Annotated in this window: 13 protein-coding genes; 11 read left to right on the top strand and 2 right to left on the bottom strand. The window is 62.7% G+C overall.

The features are described 5' to 3' along the window. Positions 1 to 36 precede the first annotated feature (36 nt). Complete coding sequence (locus tag HPY44_14840) at positions 37 to 723, top strand: hypothetical protein (GenBank protein NSW57289.1); 687 nt, start codon at positions 37 to 39, stop codon at positions 721 to 723. Here HPY44_14840 and HPY44_14835 read toward each other — a convergent pair. Further along, positions 638 to 1,588, bottom strand: coding sequence for a deoxyribonuclease IV (locus HPY44_14835; protein NSW57288.1), 951 nt, complete (start codon positions 1,586 to 1,588; stop codon positions 638 to 640). The genes HPY44_14840 and HPY44_14835 overlap by 86 nt on opposite strands. Before the next feature lie 107 nt (positions 1,589 to 1,695). Here HPY44_14835 and larC point away from each other — a divergent pair, with 107 nt between their 5' ends. Both larC and HPY44_14825 read left to right on the top strand, forming a co-directional pair. Next, entirely contained in the window at positions 1,696 to 3,126 is a 1,431-nt protein-coding gene (gene larC, locus HPY44_14830; protein ID NSW57287.1) for a nickel pincer cofactor biosynthesis protein LarC, read from the top strand. Positions 3,127 to 3,148: 22 nt separating this feature from the next. After that, entirely contained in the window at positions 3,149 to 4,198 is a 1,050-nt protein-coding gene (locus HPY44_14825) for an SIS domain-containing protein (GenBank protein ID NSW57286.1), read from the top strand. Positions 4,199 to 4,360: 162 nt separating this feature from the next. Here the strand turns inward: HPY44_14825 and HPY44_14820 are convergent, their stop codons facing one another. Continuing rightward, on the bottom strand, positions 4,361 to 6,781 hold the full coding sequence (locus HPY44_14820; GenBank protein NSW57285.1) for a hypothetical protein: 2,421 nt from the start codon (positions 6,779 to 6,781) through the stop codon (positions 4,361 to 4,363). 218 nt (positions 6,782 to 6,999) lie between these two features. Between HPY44_14820 and HPY44_14815 the strand changes: the two genes are divergently transcribed. From HPY44_14815 to HPY44_14780, 8 genes are all read left to right on the top strand, one after another. Continuing rightward, positions 7,000 to 8,016 (top strand): (4Fe-4S)-binding protein, encoded by a 1,017-nt coding sequence (locus tag HPY44_14815; protein NSW57284.1) that lies wholly within the window; start codon positions 7,000 to 7,002, stop codon positions 8,014 to 8,016. 143 nt (positions 8,017 to 8,159) lie between these two features. After that, positions 8,160 to 10,478 (top strand): hypothetical protein, encoded by a 2,319-nt coding sequence (locus HPY44_14810; protein ID NSW57283.1) that lies wholly within the window; start codon positions 8,160 to 8,162, stop codon positions 10,476 to 10,478. A 197-nt stretch (positions 10,479 to 10,675) separates the two neighbouring features. Then, entirely contained in the window at positions 10,676 to 11,407 is a 732-nt protein-coding gene (locus tag HPY44_14805) for a HAMP domain-containing histidine kinase (protein NSW57282.1), read from the top strand. 409 nt (positions 11,408 to 11,816) lie between these two features. Further along, complete coding sequence (locus HPY44_14800) at positions 11,817 to 12,545, top strand: FliA/WhiG family RNA polymerase sigma factor (GenBank protein ID NSW57281.1); 729 nt, start codon at positions 11,817 to 11,819, stop codon at positions 12,543 to 12,545. A 137-nt stretch (positions 12,546 to 12,682) separates the two neighbouring features. After that, the gene (locus HPY44_14795; GenBank protein ID NSW57280.1) at positions 12,683 to 13,723 is read left to right on the top strand and encodes a peptidyl-prolyl cis-trans isomerase; all 1,041 of its coding nucleotides are present in this window, start codon (positions 12,683 to 12,685) and stop codon (positions 13,721 to 13,723) included. Positions 13,724 to 13,850: 127 nt separating this feature from the next. Next, complete coding sequence (gene mazG, locus HPY44_14790) at positions 13,851 to 14,621, top strand: nucleoside triphosphate pyrophosphohydrolase (protein ID NSW57279.1); 771 nt, start codon at positions 13,851 to 13,853, stop codon at positions 14,619 to 14,621. A 4-nt stretch (positions 14,622 to 14,625) separates the two neighbouring features. Beyond that, positions 14,626 to 14,895: an RNA-binding S4 domain-containing protein gene (locus HPY44_14785; protein NSW57278.1), complete on the top strand. Its 270-nt coding sequence runs from the start codon at positions 14,626 to 14,628 to the stop codon at positions 14,893 to 14,895. Between the two features lie 64 nt (positions 14,896 to 14,959). After that, a complete protein-coding gene (locus HPY44_14780) occupies positions 14,960 to 17,686 on the top strand; it encodes a pyruvate, phosphate dikinase (GenBank protein NSW57277.1) in 2,727 nt (908 codons plus the stop codon). Positions 17,687 to 17,739 lie beyond the last annotated feature (53 nt).

The raw sequence follows: 17,739 nt of genomic DNA, 5'->3' as shown, positions 1-17,739 counted from the left end.
GATGACGGCCCCGATACGCTGGAGATCAGCGTTGAGATGGCGCGTGTCGCCGCGAAGGACGGCGTGGGCGTGATCATCGCCACACCTCATGCGAACCTGGACGAAGGCGTGGTGACCCCCGAGCTGATCCGCCAGCGCGTGGCTGTCCTGAATGACGCCATCCACGCCGCGGGCATTGACATCACCGTCTTGCCCGGGGCGGAAATCAGCAGCGTCGACAACCTCATCAAGCACCTGGAAGCGGGACGGGTGATGACGCTGGCGGACAAAGGCAAGCACCTGCTGATAGAGCTGCCCTTTTCCAGCTATCCGAATTACGTCCCCGATCTGTTCTTCAACCTGCAGCTGATGGGGTTTGTCCCGATCATCGCGCACCCGGAACGTTCCGGTGCAGCGCGGCTCCGGCTGGACATAATCCGCGAGCTCGCTCAGCGCGGCGCTTTGCTGCAGCTGAATGCGGACAGCATCTGCGGGAAAGAGGGCCGGGTGGTGCGCACAATTGCGCAGAAGCTGCTGCGCGAGGACCTGGTGAGCTTCATCGCCTCGGACGGCCACGACCCGAAGCGCCGGCCGCCGGTGATCAGCCCTGCAAGAGCGGCCATGCGTCGCCTGGGTGGCGATGCGGTCTTCGCGCGGCTCACCCAGTCCGGTCCTGCGCGTCTCTTGCGCGACCCGAGCCGCCCCGGCCGGACGAGTTCTTCGGCTGCTCCGGAACCGGCCTGATTCTGGGCAAGGCGGGTCTGATTGCCGCATCCACCACAGAACGCAATGCCCGCAGATCCTTCGCATGCCACTCCTCCTGGTCCGGCGTCTCCAGAATGAAAGGCAAGTGCCTGAGCCGCGGCTCATTCAAGATCGCCCGGAACCCTGCGCGCCCAATTTTACCCTTCCCGATGTGTGCATGACGGTCCACGTGTGACCCCAGCTCTGACCGCGAATCATTGGCGTGAATGAGCGCCAGCCGCTCCAGTCCGAAAGCGGCGTCGCAGTGGTCCAGGAACTGCTCGAGACCCACCGGGTCATGCACCGGGTATCCCTGGGCGAAGGCATGGGCTGTGTCGATGCAGACGTTCAGGCGGTCCTGGCAATGCGACATGTCAATGATCTGAGCGATGCTCTCCACGCTGCCGCCCACCACGTTCCCCTGGACGGAACTGTTCTCCAAAATGAGCTGCGGTCCGTCCGGAGTGTGTTCCGCCGCCCAATCCAGCGCGCGTGCGACCCTGCGCATACCTGCCTCGGGCTTGCCTTCTGCGCCAACGCTCCCCAGGTGGAAGACCACTCCGTGGGCGCCGATGAGCTTCGCCCGGCGAAGCTCATCGGTCAGGTGGTCGCGGCTGCGACGCCACAGCACGGCTGCGGGTGTGGCAAGGTTCAGCAGATAGATGGCATGGACGAAGAGCGGCTGGATGTCCAGGGCGCGGAGAGTCTCGGCGAACCACTGCGCGCCCGCGAGGTCCATAGGCTTACGGTCCCACTGGACAGGCGCGCTGGTGAACACCTGGAGTGCAGTGCAGCGGCGCTCCACGGCGCGCTCAATCGTCTTCCTCCAGCCCCCTGCGATTGTAATGTGAAAGCCGAAGCGCACAGAAAGCCTCCCGGATCCGGCTGCAGATACGCCAGTATAGCCCGCATCGGCGTGGTGTGCTAACATAGTTATCCGTCCGTGCAGCCCCCATACAGGAGACCCGACTCATGAAGATCGCATACCTGGATGTGTTCGCCGGAATTAGCGGGGACATGACCCTGGCTGCCCTGGTGGATGCCGGCGTGTCTATCGACGCCATACGCGCGGAGCTTCAGAAAATCGAGATGACGGGCTGGCGTGTTGAGGCTGTTCCGGCGAGTCGCTCCGGGATTCATGGCACCAGGGTGATCGTCTCGCTGGTGGATGAGCACGAACACCACCACGAGAATCATGGACACCGACATGACCACGAGCACGAGCACGAGCACGAGCACGAGCACGAGCACGAACACGAACACGAACACGAGCACGAACACGAGCACGAACACGAGCACGAACACGAGCACGAGCACGAGCACGAGCACGAGCACGAGCACGAGCACGAGCACGAGCACGAGCACGAGCACGAGCACGAGCACGAGCACGAGCACGAGCACGTCCATGGCCGGTCATGCCGCGAACTGGTGGACCTGATCGAGGCATCAGGGCTGGAACAGGAAGTCAAGGATCGCTCCACTGCCATCCTGTGGCGCATTGCCGATGCGGAGGCGAAGATCCACAACTCAACCCGAGAGGAAGTGCACTTTCACGAGCTGGGCGGGCTGGACTCCATCGTAGACATTGTCGGCGCCGTGGTGGGTTTTCGGCTGCTGGGGGTGGACGAGATCGTCTGCTCGCCGCTGCCGGTGTCCCACGGGTTCGTGGATTGCGCCCATGGACGACTGCCCGTTCCGGCACCCGCAACCGCCGAACTGATGCGCGGTTTCCCCACTTTCCCGCTGGATGTGCACGGGGAGACGGTAACTCCCACCGGAGCTGCGATCGCAACGGGTATCGCCGATCGCTTCGGGCAGGCCCCACCCATGGCCGTCGAGTCCATTGGTTACGGCTGCGGCACCAAGGAGTTCCCGGGAGTGCCCAACGTGCTGCGGCTGATGGTCGGGGAGCGCAGCGGCCTCATGCCCGGAATCGAGGGCGGCGAGGGCCCCTGGCACGCGCTCATTGGCGATCGGATCAACCTTATCGAGGCGAATCTGGATGACATGAATCCAGAGTGGTTCGCGCGAGTGATGGAGAGGGCCTTTGACGCCGGCGCTGCGGATGTATGGTTTGCGCCGATTCAGATGAAGAAGAGTCGCCCGGCCACCCAGCTTTCCGCCGTGGTCGCCCCGGAGAAGACGGATGACGTGGTTCGGGCGATCCTCGAGGAGTCGACCACCTTCGGCCTGCGGGTGATTCCCTGCGAGCGCCGCTGTTTGCCCCGGGAGATGGCGAAGGTCGAGACGCCTTTCGGCGCCATCCGGGTCAAGTTGGGGAAGGTCGGCGACCGGCTCATCACGGCATCGCCCGAATATGAAGACTGCCTTGCGGCCGCGAAGGCCCACGGCGTCCCGTTGAAGACCGTGTACGAAGCAGCCCGGTCGGCTGCGATGCACTGACGTTCGCTCGAGGTGACGCACCATGCAGCAACCTGGAACCCAGATGATCCGGGAGATCCGCGAACAGCCGGCGGCCATCGAGGCTACGCTCGCGGCTGAAGGCGGCAATATCCGGGAACTCACCGCCCGCCTGCGCAATGAGGGTGTCGAATACGCGCTGATCGTGGCGCGGGGGACTTCCGACAACGCGGGCCTCTACGGCTTATATATGTTCGGCGCGGTGACCATGAAGCTCGCGGCAACCGCTGCGCCGTCGCTCTTGACGCTCTACGACACCCGGATTGACCTGACCAAGGTGTTCGTGCTCGGGGTTTCTCAGTCGGGCAAGGCTACTGATGTGATCGAGGTGCTCGAAGCCGGAAGGCGCCGCGGGGCCATCACTTGCGCACTCACGAACACCGAGGATTCGCCCATCTGCCAGGCTGCGGAGCACGTCCTGCTCACCCATGCGCAGGAAGAAAAGAGCGTGGCGGCGACAAAGACTTACACCACCGCACTTGCGGTGATGCACCAGCTCGCGGCCCTCTGGGCGGACCGGAAAGACATCGCGGACGAGATCAAGCGGGTCCCGGCCTGGATCGACATGACTCTCGAGCGAGTGCAGGAGGACATTGCGGATCGGGCCGAGCGCTACCGGTTCATGGAGACCTGTCACTGGCTGGCGCGAGGCTACAACTTCTGCACCGCAAAAGAAGCGGCACTGAAGATGGCCGAATGCTGTTACGTAGTGCCCTCGGCCTTCAGCACTGCGGATTTCATGCATGGGCCGATCGCGACTACGGGGGAGGGCTTCCCATGTTTCGTGGTCGCACCCACCGGGCGGTCATTCGGCGCGGTGCTGGAGACGGTGGATGCTCTGGAACAGCGCCGGGCGGAACTTGCGATCATCTCAAACAACGATGCGCTGCTGGAGCGCGCGAAGATCGCATTGCCGATCCCGGAGATGCCCGAAGAGTGCACGCCCATGGTGGCCGGAGTGATCGGGCAATTGCTGGCTTACAGCATCGCGCTGGAGAAGGGGCTGGACCCGGACACTCCCCGGGGCCTGCACAAGGTGACGCTGACGCTGTAAGCGGGGCGCCGGGGAGTTAGCCGCACCGGGGGGCCGGCATCAAGCTTCGCGTGGGCCGACCGTCTCGTTCGGCGCGGGACTGCGCAGACAAAGCATTGGGTACAGCCCCCCCCCGGTGAGGCCGGGAGTTGGATGCCGGTCCCCCAATGCGGCCAACGACTGCTACCCCGTCCATTTCAGCCCAATCATACTGCGCGTCACCATCTGCCCGATGTCCGTGAGCATCTGCTGCATTGCTCCGGTATTGGCCCCGCCCCATTGCTCGCGCAGTTGGACCGTGGTCACGATGCGGTCCAGCACCTTCTTGCCTATCTCCTCGCTGCCGTCGACTGCGATGAACCCGAACACCTGTGCCGCCCGCCAGCGGGGCTGCGGGCCCTGGGTCAGCTCGGTCATGCACAGGCAGTAGCCCCGGGCATTGAGCCCTGCGATGCGACAGGTGAAGGCGGTATCGCCTACCGAGCGGAGCACCTGCGTGCCTGGGGGCATGGCCTGGTTGAGTATCTGGGCTGCCTCGGGCAGGTCGCGCGGGTTGATCCACTGGAAATCTCCACACTGCTCGCCGAGCCTCGCCTGTGCGTACCAGACTGCAAACTCTTGGCCGGTCATGAAGCTCCGGGCCTCTCCCTGTGTGCCGTCGCCCAGGTCCACCAGGTTGCCTTCCGTTATGCCCCCATTCGCCATCTGCGGTGTGATCGGTACATAGACCGGGAGCCGGTCGTCGCCCGCAACTACGAACACGCTGCCGTCCGGGGCGGTGCAGTTGATGCGCATGCGATGCTCTCGATCGGTCACCCTGAACATCCCGCCGGTGGTCCGCCATCCTGTGGGGACCTGCACGGTGAACGCGGCCTGCTCCGGGTCTGTCCACGTATCCCAGCGGTCGGCGACAGCAGGTCCGGCGGGGATCGGCGGCCCCAAGTATGCCGGCCCCGGGCCAGGAACCCCCATCGGACCGGTCATCGGTGTCAAGCGCCGGATGCCACATTCCTGCAAGAAGTCCGCAGAGACGGGCGGTAGTTCGGGGTTGGGCAAGCCTGCTTCAAGCTGGGCGCGTACATCTACCAGGTAGAAGGGCTTGTTCTGCAGGGCATCCTGGAAGTTGGCCCACCCCACGTTGCACGCCTGGGCGAAGGTCATGCGCGTTGCGCCGCCCCCGAGGCCCGTGTTCTCCACGGGTAGCAGCATCCCCGAAGGCAATTCAACGACGCAGAAGGCGTGGCCGGGGATGACCATAAGCGCGGTCTTGATACCCACGGTTTCCGCGAGGGCTGCGAAGGTGATTGCAAGATCCACGCAGGTGCCGGCCTTATCGCGGAACACGTCACGCGGGTACTTGACCTCCTGCACGAGGCCGTGGGCTTCAGTCCAGAAACCCGAGGGCGTCTGGTAGACAATGTCGTTGTACAACTGCATGTTATAGGCGGCTTCCAGCCACTTCATGGCTTCCTGGTCACTGGCAGCGGCGGCCACACCGCCTGCCAGGTCGCTGACGTACCCCGCGAACTGCTTCACCGCTTCGTCCACCCGGGTCACGTACGCGGCCAGCAGCGGCGAGTTGTTATAGGCATCCATCCAGCCGCCCACGCGCTCTTCAGTGCGCAGGTTCGAGGTGAGAAACTGGTTGATGCCCAGGATGCCGATGCGTTCGGCCAACTCCTGCTCATGTTTCTGGCCGTCCGGGTCCGTGTATTCCACCTTCACGAGTAGCTGAGCCGGGGTCTCGGTCTTGATCTGTGTGACCTTCGACAGGATCATCGGGTAGTAGACGTCCACCACCGCGCCGCCAGGGCTGACCATGGAGTACTGTTCGGGCACATGCACATCTGAGTACTCGCCCAGCCGGTAGGTGATCCGCAGGTCGTAGATTGGCTCTTGCCCGGTATTGCGGACAATGGTCTTCGCCACCCAGTAAGCCCCATTCCCCAGCTTCGGGTTGCCGTAGAGTTTATAGAGAGCGGACATGATCCGCTCTTTGGCTTTCACCTTCACATCGACCGCGGGTTTGCCCGAGGTGATGCGGGTGTGGGGCAGGCGGTAGCTCAGTTTCCCCGGCTCGGCCTGGACATCTGAAGCATCCGGGGGCAGGGTATAACTGCTCACCGCGACCACCGTGGCCATGGGCAGCGGGGTCATGACGATGGCCGTGAAAACTTTACCGCCATCCTGCATGACCACTTCCTCACCGTCGAGCAACGAGAAGGTCCACCGGTTCCGTACGCACGCTGCGAAGCCGATGATCCGCGCCGTGATTTTGATGGCGCGCGCGACATCGTCCGCCTCGATTTTCAGGGTGTTGGGCTCCGCCTCGAAATCCGCGCGCTCGCTGTTCAGGTCACGGAAGAGTACGTACAAGTTGGGGTACTGCTTGCGCAAATCGTGATAGGCGTCTTTCGGATTGAAGGTGATAGTGAGGGTCGCATCCGCCGAGCCTGACGGGTCGACGATCACCGTCTGTTTCAAAATGACCGTGGAATGAGGGAGGGCCTGGGCGGCGCAACTGGCGGCCAGTGCGACCAGCAGACCGGTGAAGACAAACAGCAGGTGGACGCGGTGCCCGCGGCAGTGCTCCTTGCAACCCATCTCATGCACCCCCTGTGGAGATACGCCCCCGGACAGCACGCCCCCAAAGGGGCGTGAGCGCGTTCTTCCGGCTAACCGCGGAGAACATATTCAGCATCGGCAGCGGACCTCCTTGCCCTGCTGAAGGGAATCCGCGCGAGTTTGGAGAACTTGGCCTGCGCGTTCTATCTCACGGGCCTTTGATCTTTGTCGTCCGCCTGCCGGTTCAGGAGACAGACATGGAGCTGACCGCCGAGAGTGTGAAGCGATTCGCGAAAAGCTGTGGTGCGGACCTCGTGGGAATCGGCGACATCAACCGCTTCGAAGGAGCGCCGCCTGAGAATGATCCGCGGTTCATCAACCCGGAAGCCAAGACCATCATCGGCCTGGGTTTCCGCATCTTTCGGGGCGATCTGCGGGGTATCGAAGAGGGCACTCATTTCTACCAGTACCCGGCGATGAATTATGCGAACATCAACGAGGTCTACGCACCCATCGTCCTGCGGCAGTTGGCCGCTTTTATCGAAGACCACGGATACGAGGCCAGCAACATCCGCAACTACGGCAGCATCAACACCATCTCGGATGTCACCAATGATCCCGATGAACCCGCCGATTACGGCCGCAGGGTCAAGTACTCGCGCCCGGTGCGTGAAGGGCAACCGGCGCCCGATATCTACCTGCATTTCCGCCTGGCGGCCTTCATCTGCGGCATGGGGGAGATCGGGTTCAGCAAAGTGTTCTTGACCCCCGAGTTTGGCCCCAGGCAGCGGTTCGCGTTCATGCTCACCGACGCCGCACTGGAGCCCGACCCGATCTACGACGGGCCTGCGCTCTGCAACAGATGTATGGCCTGCGTCCGCGAGTGCCCGGGCCACGCGATCAAAGCGGACAAGACGGTGAAGGTCACAGTCGCCGGACGGGAACTGGAATGGAGCGACATTGACGCCTGGAGCTGCTTCGGCTATTACGTGAGCCCGGTGGAGGATGTGAACCCCTTCCTTCCCCCGGATGCCCTGACGGACATGCCCGACGGAGACGCCATACGCCGCGGGGAAAAGGCGCTGTCGCCCGAGGAAGCGCTGGAACTGCAGCGGCGCATGGGTCAGTACTATCCCAGGCCATCGGGTTACTTCCCGGCGATGTGCGGTGGGCGCGGGTGCATCCGGGCGTGCATGGTGTCCCTCGAGGAGCGCAAGGCGTTGAAGAATCAGTTCAAACAGCCCTTCCGCCGCCGGCCGAAGTGGTGGGGGTAGGGGAAAGGAACGCCGGCCTCACCTCGGCGTTTCGCGGCAAGGTGCACCGACCCCGGACTGCCGCATAAGCACTGCTTTGCGGAAGCGGTGGCACTCTTGGCAACACCCTCTTGGAAGCAGAGACCCGTTCTCGGAGGATTTCTATGTCTCGCACTTTCAGTCTCGACGGCGAATGGCAACTATGGCACTGCAAGAATGGGCAGGGTCGCCCGGATGAGGTTCAGGGCATCTCATGGATCAAGGCAACCGTGCCCGGTTGTGCTCACTATGATCTGCTGGTCGCCGGTCACATTGAGGACCCCTTCTTCGAGTTCAACACGAAGAAACTGTATGAACTCGAAGGGCATGAATGGTGGTATCGGCGGGAGTTCCGGGTGCCCCCGGATTTCGTCGGCGAGCACGTGGAACTGGTCTGCGAGGGCCTCGATACATTCGCCACCGTCTGGCTGAATGGGAAAGAGGTAGGGCGGCATTCGAACATGTTCACCCCGTGCCGCTTTGACGTTACCGGCGCATTGCAGCCCGGAAAGCGCAATGAGCTGGTAGTCCGGCTGGCTTCGCCGATCGAGTCCGTGAAAGGCCTCCCGCTGGACGGTGCCCACGCGACGATGAACACCCCCGAGCGCCTGTGGGCCCGGAAGATCGACCAGTGCTACGGTTGGGACATCGCCCCGCGCATCGTGACTGCCGGCATCTGGCGCTCCCTGCGGCTGGAAGCGTTTGAGCGCGCTCGCATAAGCGACGATTTCCTGCGCGTGACCGCCATCACCCCTAGCCCTGCCAATCCCCTTGCTGAAAACGGGACCCGGGCGTCGGTGCGGCATGACGTGTCGGTGGAGATCATTTCAGGGAGCGCAGAGGGCCTGCGCGTCGAGGTGTCCGGGGTCTGCGGCGATAGTGAGTTCCGCTGGGAAGCGCCGCTTGACGGAGACGAGTGCGCGGCAAGCTTCGATGTGGAGAACGCTCGGCTCTGGTGGACGTGGGACATCGGCAATCCTGACCTGTACGACCTCACTGTCAGTCTCTTCGACGGAGACAAGCTACTGGACCGTCGCCACCGCAAGCAGGGCCTGCGGACGGTGCGCCTGGTGGAAGAAGAGGAGGGCCCGGGGCGGGTGTCGTATGTGTTCGAGCTCAATGGGGTGAAGGTCTTCGCACGGGGTATGAACTGGACACCTGCGGATTGCTACCACGCTCGCGCCGAGGGTGCGAAGCACCGGGAGCTGCTGGACATGGTGCGACGCATGAACCTCAACATGTTGCGAGTCTGGGGCGGCGGCGTTTACGAACCCCACGCCTGGTTCCAGCAGCTTGACGAGCTGGGCATCATGGTCTACCAGGACTTCATGATGTCGTGTGCCATCTACCCGACCCACCCTGACTTCCTGGCAATCATGGCCGAGGAGGCCGAGGCGGTCATCCGTGGCCTGCGCAATTACGCCTGCCTGGCGCTATGGTCCGGAGACAATGAAAACGACTGCGCCTACTGGGGATGGTTCGGCGAGAATATCGATGTGCGCAAGAACACCATCGTCCGACAGGTTCTGCCAGACGCAATCGAGCGGTTCGACGGCACTCGTGATTACGTGCCCTCCAGCCCCTACAGCCCGGACCCGACCGTGAACCCGCAGGACCAGAACCAGGGCGACACCCACTGCTGGCACCACGGAACGCCCTTTGAGGACCCGGTCTACACGCAGGACAAGTCGAGGTTCATCAGTGAGATCGGGCACCTGTCCTGCCCTGCACTGGAGACGATGATGGTGTTCGCCAGCCCCACGAACCTGTGGCCCAATGACAACGCGGTGTGGGACCACCACATCGGCGTCCACGAGGACCTGGATTTCCGCCCGCCTCGGCGCAAGGCGCTGGATGACTCGGTGATCGCCTATTTCGGTGAGATGCCTTCGGACCTGGAGACCTACATTCTCGCCTCTCAGATCTGCCAGGGCGAAGCGTACAAACTTTGGACCGAGCATTGCCGTCAGCGCAAGGCGAACTGGGACTGTGGCGGGATACTGCTGTGGAACGTGGCCGACTGCTGGCCGCAGATATCCGACGCGGTGATCGACTACTACCTGCGCCCAAAGTTGGCCTGCAACTATGTGCGGTGGGCCTGCGAACCCGTGCATGCGTCCTTCATGCACGGCGATGGCGGCGAACTGCTACTGCATGTGGCCAACGACACTGCGCAGGAACTCGAGTTGACCTACTCGGTGTCCCTGGAAGAGACGCCGGGCATCGTGGCGCAGTCGATCGAAGGCCGCTGTTCCGCGCCTGCCAACTCCGCGCAAGTCATCTGCGATGTGAGCGAGCTCGCGGGCCAGAGAGCTTCGGACGGCGCAGTGCTTACCGTTCAGCTTAGAAGCGCCGACCGGCTGGTGTCCTGGAACCGGCACGCCTTCGAAAAGCCGACGCTGGCGGACATCCCACGCATCATCGCCGGACTGCCGGGGTTCTGAACCACGGCCCCTGTCATGGACCGCGTCGGCTCCTCCTCGGGCCGGCGCGGTCTGTCACATTTGCCCATCTGAGCGCGTTTTTTACCTGTTACGCAGTCAAGCGGTCTCCCCCTTGCACCGATACCGAACCTGATGCCGGTACCCACATATCACCCCGGATCGGCTCCGGTCCGGCTCGCACAGAAAGGCTCCATCCCATGTCAGCAGCCGCCGAAGCGTCCCACCCCGTGCCAGGTGAGGCTCCGGCCGACTTTCCCGTGATCGACAGTCGCTTCGCTCACGCACTGGCCCACGAGATCCGCTCGCCTCTGACAGCCATCCAGATGTGCGCGGAGACCCTTGGCACCAGTCACAGTCAGGACATGAAGTGCCGATACTGTGGGATCATCGTGGATCAGGCACAGTTCATCGCCTGGGCGCTGGACGATCTCATCACCCTCGCCGACGCCGCCCTGTGGATCCGGTCGGAGCACCGCGAGGTGGACCTTACGGAGCTCGCCGAGCGATCGATCCATGAGATCGCTCGTCTCGCGGAGAGTCGGGGCGTGAAACTGGACGCCAGGCTCAGGAACGCGGTGCGCCCAGTGCTGGCCTGGGGTGTGCCGTCGGCGTTGCGCCAGTTGGTGCGCTGTTGCTTGCAGGCTATGTTCAACCAGTCTTCCGCGGGCGATGCGCTTCTTGTGTCGGTTCTCCCACAGGGGCATGAAACGCTGCCTGAGGGCATGGTCGGGATGACAGTGAAGGTGCAGCAGTCCTCTGCGAATGCGGAGACGTCCGAAGTTGCCTGCGTACCCTGGCACAGGATCGCCCTGGTGACAGCTGCGCGTGTGGCGGGAGAGCATGGAGGAATGATCGGCGACCTGAACGATGGCGGTCCCGGCATCCGGGTGCTTCTGCCTGCTCCCGGATGGACCAAAGGCCTTCAATAGGACTGCCGGGGGATCAGGTGGCAAATACACATTTGCTGCCTGTTTCATTAGTTTTTCAATAAGAATAAGTCTTTTTGTTGACTTTTGTTACTTGGATTGGTAAGATGCGGCGCGCGGGGCAGCAGCAGACTGAGGGGTGGATTGAAGAGCCCAGGGACGCTTGCCGTGGGGCCCGAGAATCGATCCAGGCGCATTGGAACTGGTGCGCGTCGCGGGCAGTGGGTCAGCGCCGGTCAAGAGTTCGAGCCTCGGGCATGGGAATTGCAGAGGGAGGGTCCATGGGTACCGGATCGAAGAGACGGGCCCGAATAGTCACCGGCCGGTCGTCTGCTCTCTCGCCGCCCTTGCGCGGGCGATGATGGGAATGGAGCTGGTGGCGGTCGGTCTCAACTCATCAGGGGGGATCCCGATGGATCCGGCTACGCGAGAGCAGCTGATCGTCCAGCACATCTCCCTGGTACATCACATCGTGGGCCGCATCGGGGCGCACCTTCCGGAGAACGTGGAGCGCGAAGATCTGGTCAGCGCCGGCATTCTCGGTCTGATCAAGGCAGTGGACCGTTTTGACCCGACCCGCGGCGCGAAACTCGCTACTTACGCCAGTTCGGTGATCCGTGGGGAGGTCATGGAGTGTCTGCGGTCCAAGGACTGGGCGCCGCGCAGTGTTCGCCGTCGGGCGCGTGATGCGGCGCGGACCGCAGCCCGCCTTGAGTACGAGCTGGGCAGGCCTCCAGTTGAACATGAGATCGCAACTGCGCTTGGGTTGGACATCGACGAATACCGCGATCTCCTGGACGAAACCAGCGCGGCAACGCTGCTCTCCCTTGAAGAAGCTCTCGCCGGCGATGATGACCGCAATGAAGAGACCGAGGACGTGGAGCCTTGGGACACCTACGGCGACCCCGCGATCAGAGTTGAGCAGGAGGCTATCCGAAAGGTGATCTCCCGCGCGGTGACGCGCCTTCCGGACCGGGAGCGCCAAGTGATCGCGCTTTATTATCAGGAGGGCATGACGCTCAAGGAGATCGGGCTGATTCTCGACGTAACAGAGTCGCGCATTTGCCAGATACACGGACAGGCGATCCAGCGGCTGCGCGGAATGGCGGAGCGGGAACTAAGCCTGTCGCCACTCCGTTAATCAGAAACAGCCAAACACCGCTTCCACTTCCGGGTGTTTCCGCGCCCGGAAGTTTTGTTTGTCGCGGTGATTGCCCTGTGCTATAATTCGCTACGCTGCGCATGTGGCACTAAGCCACGCGAAAGGAGTTGTTCGTCTTGCCCGTGCATTGCCTCAGGCTGGGCGGTCTCGCCCTGCTGTTTGTGTTTTGCGTGTCCGGATTCGTGGGTTGTGGGAAGCAACCGATCGCCGTTGTGGGTGATACCAAGATCACTCGGGCCGAGTTCCTGGAGAAGCTTGAAAAGGATCAGGGCCGCGAAGCCTTGCTGGGGATGATCAACCGCCAGCTGATTGAGGATGCCTTTGCCGCGTCGGGCATGACCCTGCCCCCCGAGAAAATCGACGAGCGCATGAAGGAGATCAAGGAGCGTTTCGGCTCCGATGAATCTTTCGCTCAGATGCTGGCGTCCAGGGGAATGACCGAAGAGGACGTCGCCGAGAGTCTTGCGATGGAAATGAAGGTGCAGATGCTTTGCACCAAGGACGTCAAGGTCGATGAAGCGGAACTGAAGAAGTTCTTCGAACAGTACAAGTCCGCTTTCGGCCAGCCAGAGCGGGTCAAGTACGCCGAGATCGTGGTCGCCACGAAGGCGGAGGCCGAGAAGATCGCCGCCGAACTGAAAAAGGAAGGCGTCGATTTCGCGAAGCTCGCCAAACAGCACAGCGTCTCGCCGATGAGCCGCGACAATGGCGGGGAACTTCCGCCGATGCCCCGCGAACAGGTTTTCCCACCGGCCGTTGCCCAGACCCTGGCGAAAATGAAGCCTGGGCAGATCAGCGAGCCCTTTGCGGTTGAGGAACGCTGGTATATCGTCAAACTCATCGAGGTGCTGCCTGCGTCCCAGGCTTCCCTGGAGAAGGACCGCGCGCGCATCGAAGAGGCCTTCAAGTCCCGGCAGGCCAAGGATCCGCAGCAGCTGCTCTCCGAACTGCGCGAGAAGGCCACGGTCAACATCGTCGACCCCAAGTACGCCGACCTGAATGAGATGTTCACGCCCAAGGCGAACATCCCGAGCTTCGGACCAGAGAGTCAAGGAGCGCCGTCGGCCGGCAAGGGTGCACCGGCTGAGAAGGGCAAGGCTCCAGCCGCAGAAGCGCCGCGTGCCGGTGGGAAGGGCAAGCCGGCCAAGTCCGAGTAGACGGAACCCAGACCGCGACCCTCATCGGTAGTGCGGGCTTACCAGGCCTGCGACAACTGTGCCATGAAATGTTCGGGCGGCCGCGAACAGGCGGTCGCCCGAAGTCGCGACAGGACCGTGGGTGTACATGAAGCAGTTTGATGAACTGGTGGAGATCATGGCCCGGCTCAGGGCTCCTGGGGGGTGTCCCTGGGACCGTGAACAGGACCACCGGACGCTGAAGCCGTACATGATCGAGGAAGCTTACGAGGCTGTGGAGGCGGTAGACAGCGGCGATAGCGACAAGCTATGCGCAGAGCTGGGAGATGTGCTGCTGCAAGTGGTCTTCCACGCCCGGGTCGCTGAGGAACTCGGCAACTTCGACATCCGCGCTGTCTGCGACCGTATCAACGAAAAACTCATCTACCGCCACCCCCACGTCTTCGGCGATACCGAGGTGGCCGGAAGTGATGAAGTCCTTCACAACTGGGAGCGGCTGAAGCGCGCGGAGAAGGAATCTGCATCCCGCCAGTCTGTTCTCGACGGTATCCCGGGCTCACTACCCGCGTTGAAACGGGCAGCGGACATGCAGAAAAAGGCCTCGAAGGTGGGCTTCGACTGGCCTGACCTCGACGGTCCACTGCAGAAAGTCGATGAGGAACTCACCGAACTGCGCGAAGCCCGGGCCTCGGGCGACCAGTCGGCCATCGCGCGTGAGTTCGGAGATGTCCTCTTCGCCCTCGTCAACGTCGCCCGCTTCCTCAAGGTGGATGCCGAGGACGCGCTGCGCATGGCCTGCGACCGTTTCGCGGCTCGATTCCGCTCGGTGGAGCAGCAGGCGCGGGAGATGGGGAAAGACCTGTCCGACATGTCCCTCGCGGAGATGGACGTGCTCTGGGAAAGGTCTAAGGCGGAATGATTTCGTGAGGCTCGACCTCTTTCTCAAGTCCACCGGGGTCATCGCGCGGCGTCCTGTTGCCAAGCGAGCGTGCGATGCAGGGCTTGTGGAGATCAATGGAAGACCGGCGAAGGCATCGGCGGACGTGAGGGTCGGAGATCTAATCACGGTGCGCATCGGGATGAAGGTCACGATCCACGAAGTGCTCGCGGTCCCGGCCCGGCCGGTTCAGAAGAGCGAGCGGGACAACTATGTGAGGCTCTTGTCAACCGAGAAGGTTGAACTGGACATCTGAAGTGCTTGTAGTGAAACAGATCAGTCAGGGTCGTGGAGACCCGAGATACCAGGGAGGAACGTTGATGGCGAAGTACAAGCCCGTGTACATGTTCAGCGATGATACGAAGGACCTTGAGGAGCAGCTCAAGGCCGAGGGTGGCATGCTCAAGTACCTGTTGGGTGGCAAGGGCGCCAACCTCAACATCATGACCAGAGCCGGTCTGCCCGTGCCGCCGGGTTTCACCGTCACCACCGAGCAGTGCATCGAGTTCATGAAGGCGGGCCACAAGTTCACCCCCGAGCTGAAGAACGCTATCCTCGAGGCGAAGGCCAAGCTCGAGAAGGAGACCGGCAAGGAGTTCGGCAACCCCGACAACCCGCTCCTCGTCTCCGTTCGCTCCGGCGCCCGCGACTCCATGCCGGGCATGATGGACACCGTTCTGAACCTCGGCATGAATGACGCCGTAGCAGAGGGCATGATCAAGCTCACCGGCAACGAGCGTTTCGTTTGGGATGCCTACCGCCGCTTCATTATGATGTTCGGCAACGTCGTCATGGGCGTAGACCGCGAGCTGTTCGAGCACTGCCTGACCGAGGTCAAGAAAGAAGAAGGCGTCAAGGAAGACACCGAAGTCTCTGCTGCTGGTCTGAAGAAGGTTGTTGAGGCGGAGAAGGCCGTCTACAAGAAGGTTGTGGGCAAGGACTTCCCGACCAACGCCGAGGACCAGCTCATTGAGGGGGTTCGCGCCGTCTTCGAGTCCTGGGACAATGATCGCGCAATCGCCTACCGCAACATGAACAAGATCCCCCACGACTGGGGCACTGCGGTCAACGTCCAGATGATGGTCTTCGGGAATATGGGCGACGACTCAGGCACCGGCGTCGCATTCACCCGCGATCCTGCGACCGGCGAGAAGGTCCTGTACGGCGAATACCTGCAGAATGCCCAAGGCGAGGACGTTGTCGCCGGCATCCGCACCCCCGTGCCGATCGCCGAGCTCGAGCGCATCGACAAGGCCTGCTACGATGAGTTCGTGGAGATCTGCAAGCGCCTGGAGACCTTCTACAAGGACGTCCAGGACATGGAGTTCACCATCGAGAAGGGCAAGCTGTACATGCTGCAGACCCGCAATGGCAAGCGGACCGCGCAGGCGGCCGTGAAGATCGCCTGCGACCTGCACGACGAGGGGCTCATTGACGAAGCCCAGGCTCTGATGCTCGTTCCGCCGTCCCAGCTCGACCAGCTCCTTCACCCGCAGTTTGACCCGAAGAAGAAGCCGGCGCCAATCGTCAAGGGCGTTGACGCTTCTCCGGGCGCCGCTGCCGGGAAAGTCGTCTTCTCCGCTGCCCATGCGGAGGAGTGGGCAGCAAAGGGCGAGCGAGTGATCCTCGTCCGCCACGAGACATCCCCCGAGGACATTCGCGGCATGGCCGCCGCCCAGGGCATTCTGACCTCCTTCGGCGGGAAGACCTCCCACGCCGCCGTTGTGGGTCGCCAGATGGGCAAGCCCTGTGTTGTCGGCTGCAGCGGCATCGAAATCAGCTACTCCAAGGCGCAGTTCAGCGCCGGCGACGTCGTCGTCAAAGAAGGCGACTTCATCTCCATCGATGGTGGCACGGGTGAGGTCATGCTGGGCGACGTCGAGCCCCAGGAGTCCGTGGTCATCCGCGGCCTTCGCGGCAACAAGGCCGCCCAGAAGGACCCGCTGTTCGTCTACTTCGCGCGCCTGATGGAGTGGGCCGACAAGTACAAGACCCTCGGCGTCCGGACCAACGCGGACACGCCCGAGGACAGCGAGCTTGCAATCGCCCTGGGTGCGCAGGGCATCGGCCTTACCCGCACCGAGCACATGTTCTTCGATGAGAAGCGTATCCTCAGCTTCCGCAAGATGATCCTTTCCGGCAGCGCTGAGGAACGCCGGGAAATCGCAAACAAGGAACTCCTTCCGCACCAGCGCAAGGACTTCAAGGGAATCTTGAAGGCTATGGACGGCAAGCCCGTCATCATCCGCCTTCTCGACCCGCCGCTGCATGAGTTCCTGCCCCGCGAGAAGGAGGCAGTCGCCGAAGTTGCCGCCGCCACGGGCCGCAAGCCCAAGGAGATCGTGGAGTTGACCGAGGCCCTGCACGAGTCCAACCCGATGCTCGGTCACCGCGGCTGCCGTCTGGGCGTCACCTTCCCCGAGATCTACGAGATGCAGGTCCGGGCCATCTTCGAGGCCGCTTGCGAGCTGAAGAAGAAGGGCTTCAACCCGATTCCCGAGGTCATGATCCCGCTGGTCAGCCTGCAGGGCGAGCTGGAGATCTGCTTCGAATACACCAACCGTGTGGCGCAGGAAGTCATGGCGAAGAAGGGCGTCGAAGTTGAGTACATGATCGGGACCATGATTGAGCTTCCGCGCGCGTGTCTCATCGCCGACAAGCTCGCCGGCATCGCGCAGTTCTTCAGCTTCGGCACCAACGACCTGACCCAGACCACATTCGGGTTCAGCCGGGACGACGTGGAGGGCAAGTTCTTCGGCGACTACGTTGCGAAGCGCATCTTCCAGGTCAGCCCCTTCGAGACCCTGGATGTCCAAGGCGTTGGCAGGCTCGTTGAGATGGCCTGCAAGGAAGGCCGCGCTGCCAACCCCAAATTGGAGCTCGGAATCTGCGGAGAGCACGGCGGAGACCCGCATTCCGTGGAGTTCTGCCACAGCGTCGGCCTGGACTATGTCTCTTGCTCGCCTCTGCGCGTGCCCATCGCTCGGCTTGCCGCGGCTCAGGCTGCGATCAAGTCCAGCGGCCACAAGGGCGCAGTCGGCGAGTAACAGCCGGTCACGCGGGGGCACGGAGGTCCCTACCGCCGTGCCCCTTTTTCCGA

It is taken from the genome of Armatimonadota bacterium (assembly GCA_013314775.1).
Classification (GTDB): Bacteria; Armatimonadota; Zipacnadia; order Zipacnadales; family JABUFB01; genus JABUFB01.
This window is presented reverse-complemented; position numbering and strand designations above follow the sequence as displayed.

Excerpts from the sequence above, each read along its gene's own strand:
- HPY44_14840 (NSW57289.1), top strand. The coding sequence starts at position 37 with ATGGCGCGTGTCGCCGCGAAGGACGGCGTGGGCGTGATCATCGCCACA.
- larC (NSW57287.1), top strand. The coding sequence starts at position 1,696 with ATGAAGATCGCATACCTGGATGTGTTCGCCGGAATTAGCGGGGACATG.
- HPY44_14825 (NSW57286.1), top strand. The coding sequence starts at position 3,149 with ATGCAGCAACCTGGAACCCAGATGATCCGGGAGATCCGCGAACAGCCG.
- HPY44_14820 (NSW57285.1), bottom strand. The coding sequence starts at position 6,781 with ATGGGTTGCAAGGAGCACTGCCGCGGGCACCGCGTCCACCTGCTGTTT.
- HPY44_14815 (NSW57284.1), top strand. The coding sequence starts at position 7,000 with ATGGAGCTGACCGCCGAGAGTGTGAAGCGATTCGCGAAAAGCTGTGGT.
- HPY44_14810 (NSW57283.1), top strand. The coding sequence starts at position 8,160 with ATGTCTCGCACTTTCAGTCTCGACGGCGAATGGCAACTATGGCACTGC.
- HPY44_14805 (NSW57282.1), top strand. The coding sequence starts at position 10,676 with ATGTCAGCAGCCGCCGAAGCGTCCCACCCCGTGCCAGGTGAGGCTCCG.
- HPY44_14800 (NSW57281.1), top strand. The coding sequence starts at position 11,817 with ATGGATCCGGCTACGCGAGAGCAGCTGATCGTCCAGCACATCTCCCTG.
- mazG (NSW57279.1), top strand. The coding sequence starts at position 13,851 with ATGAAGCAGTTTGATGAACTGGTGGAGATCATGGCCCGGCTCAGGGCT.
- HPY44_14780 (NSW57277.1), top strand. The coding sequence starts at position 14,960 with ATGGCGAAGTACAAGCCCGTGTACATGTTCAGCGATGATACGAAGGAC.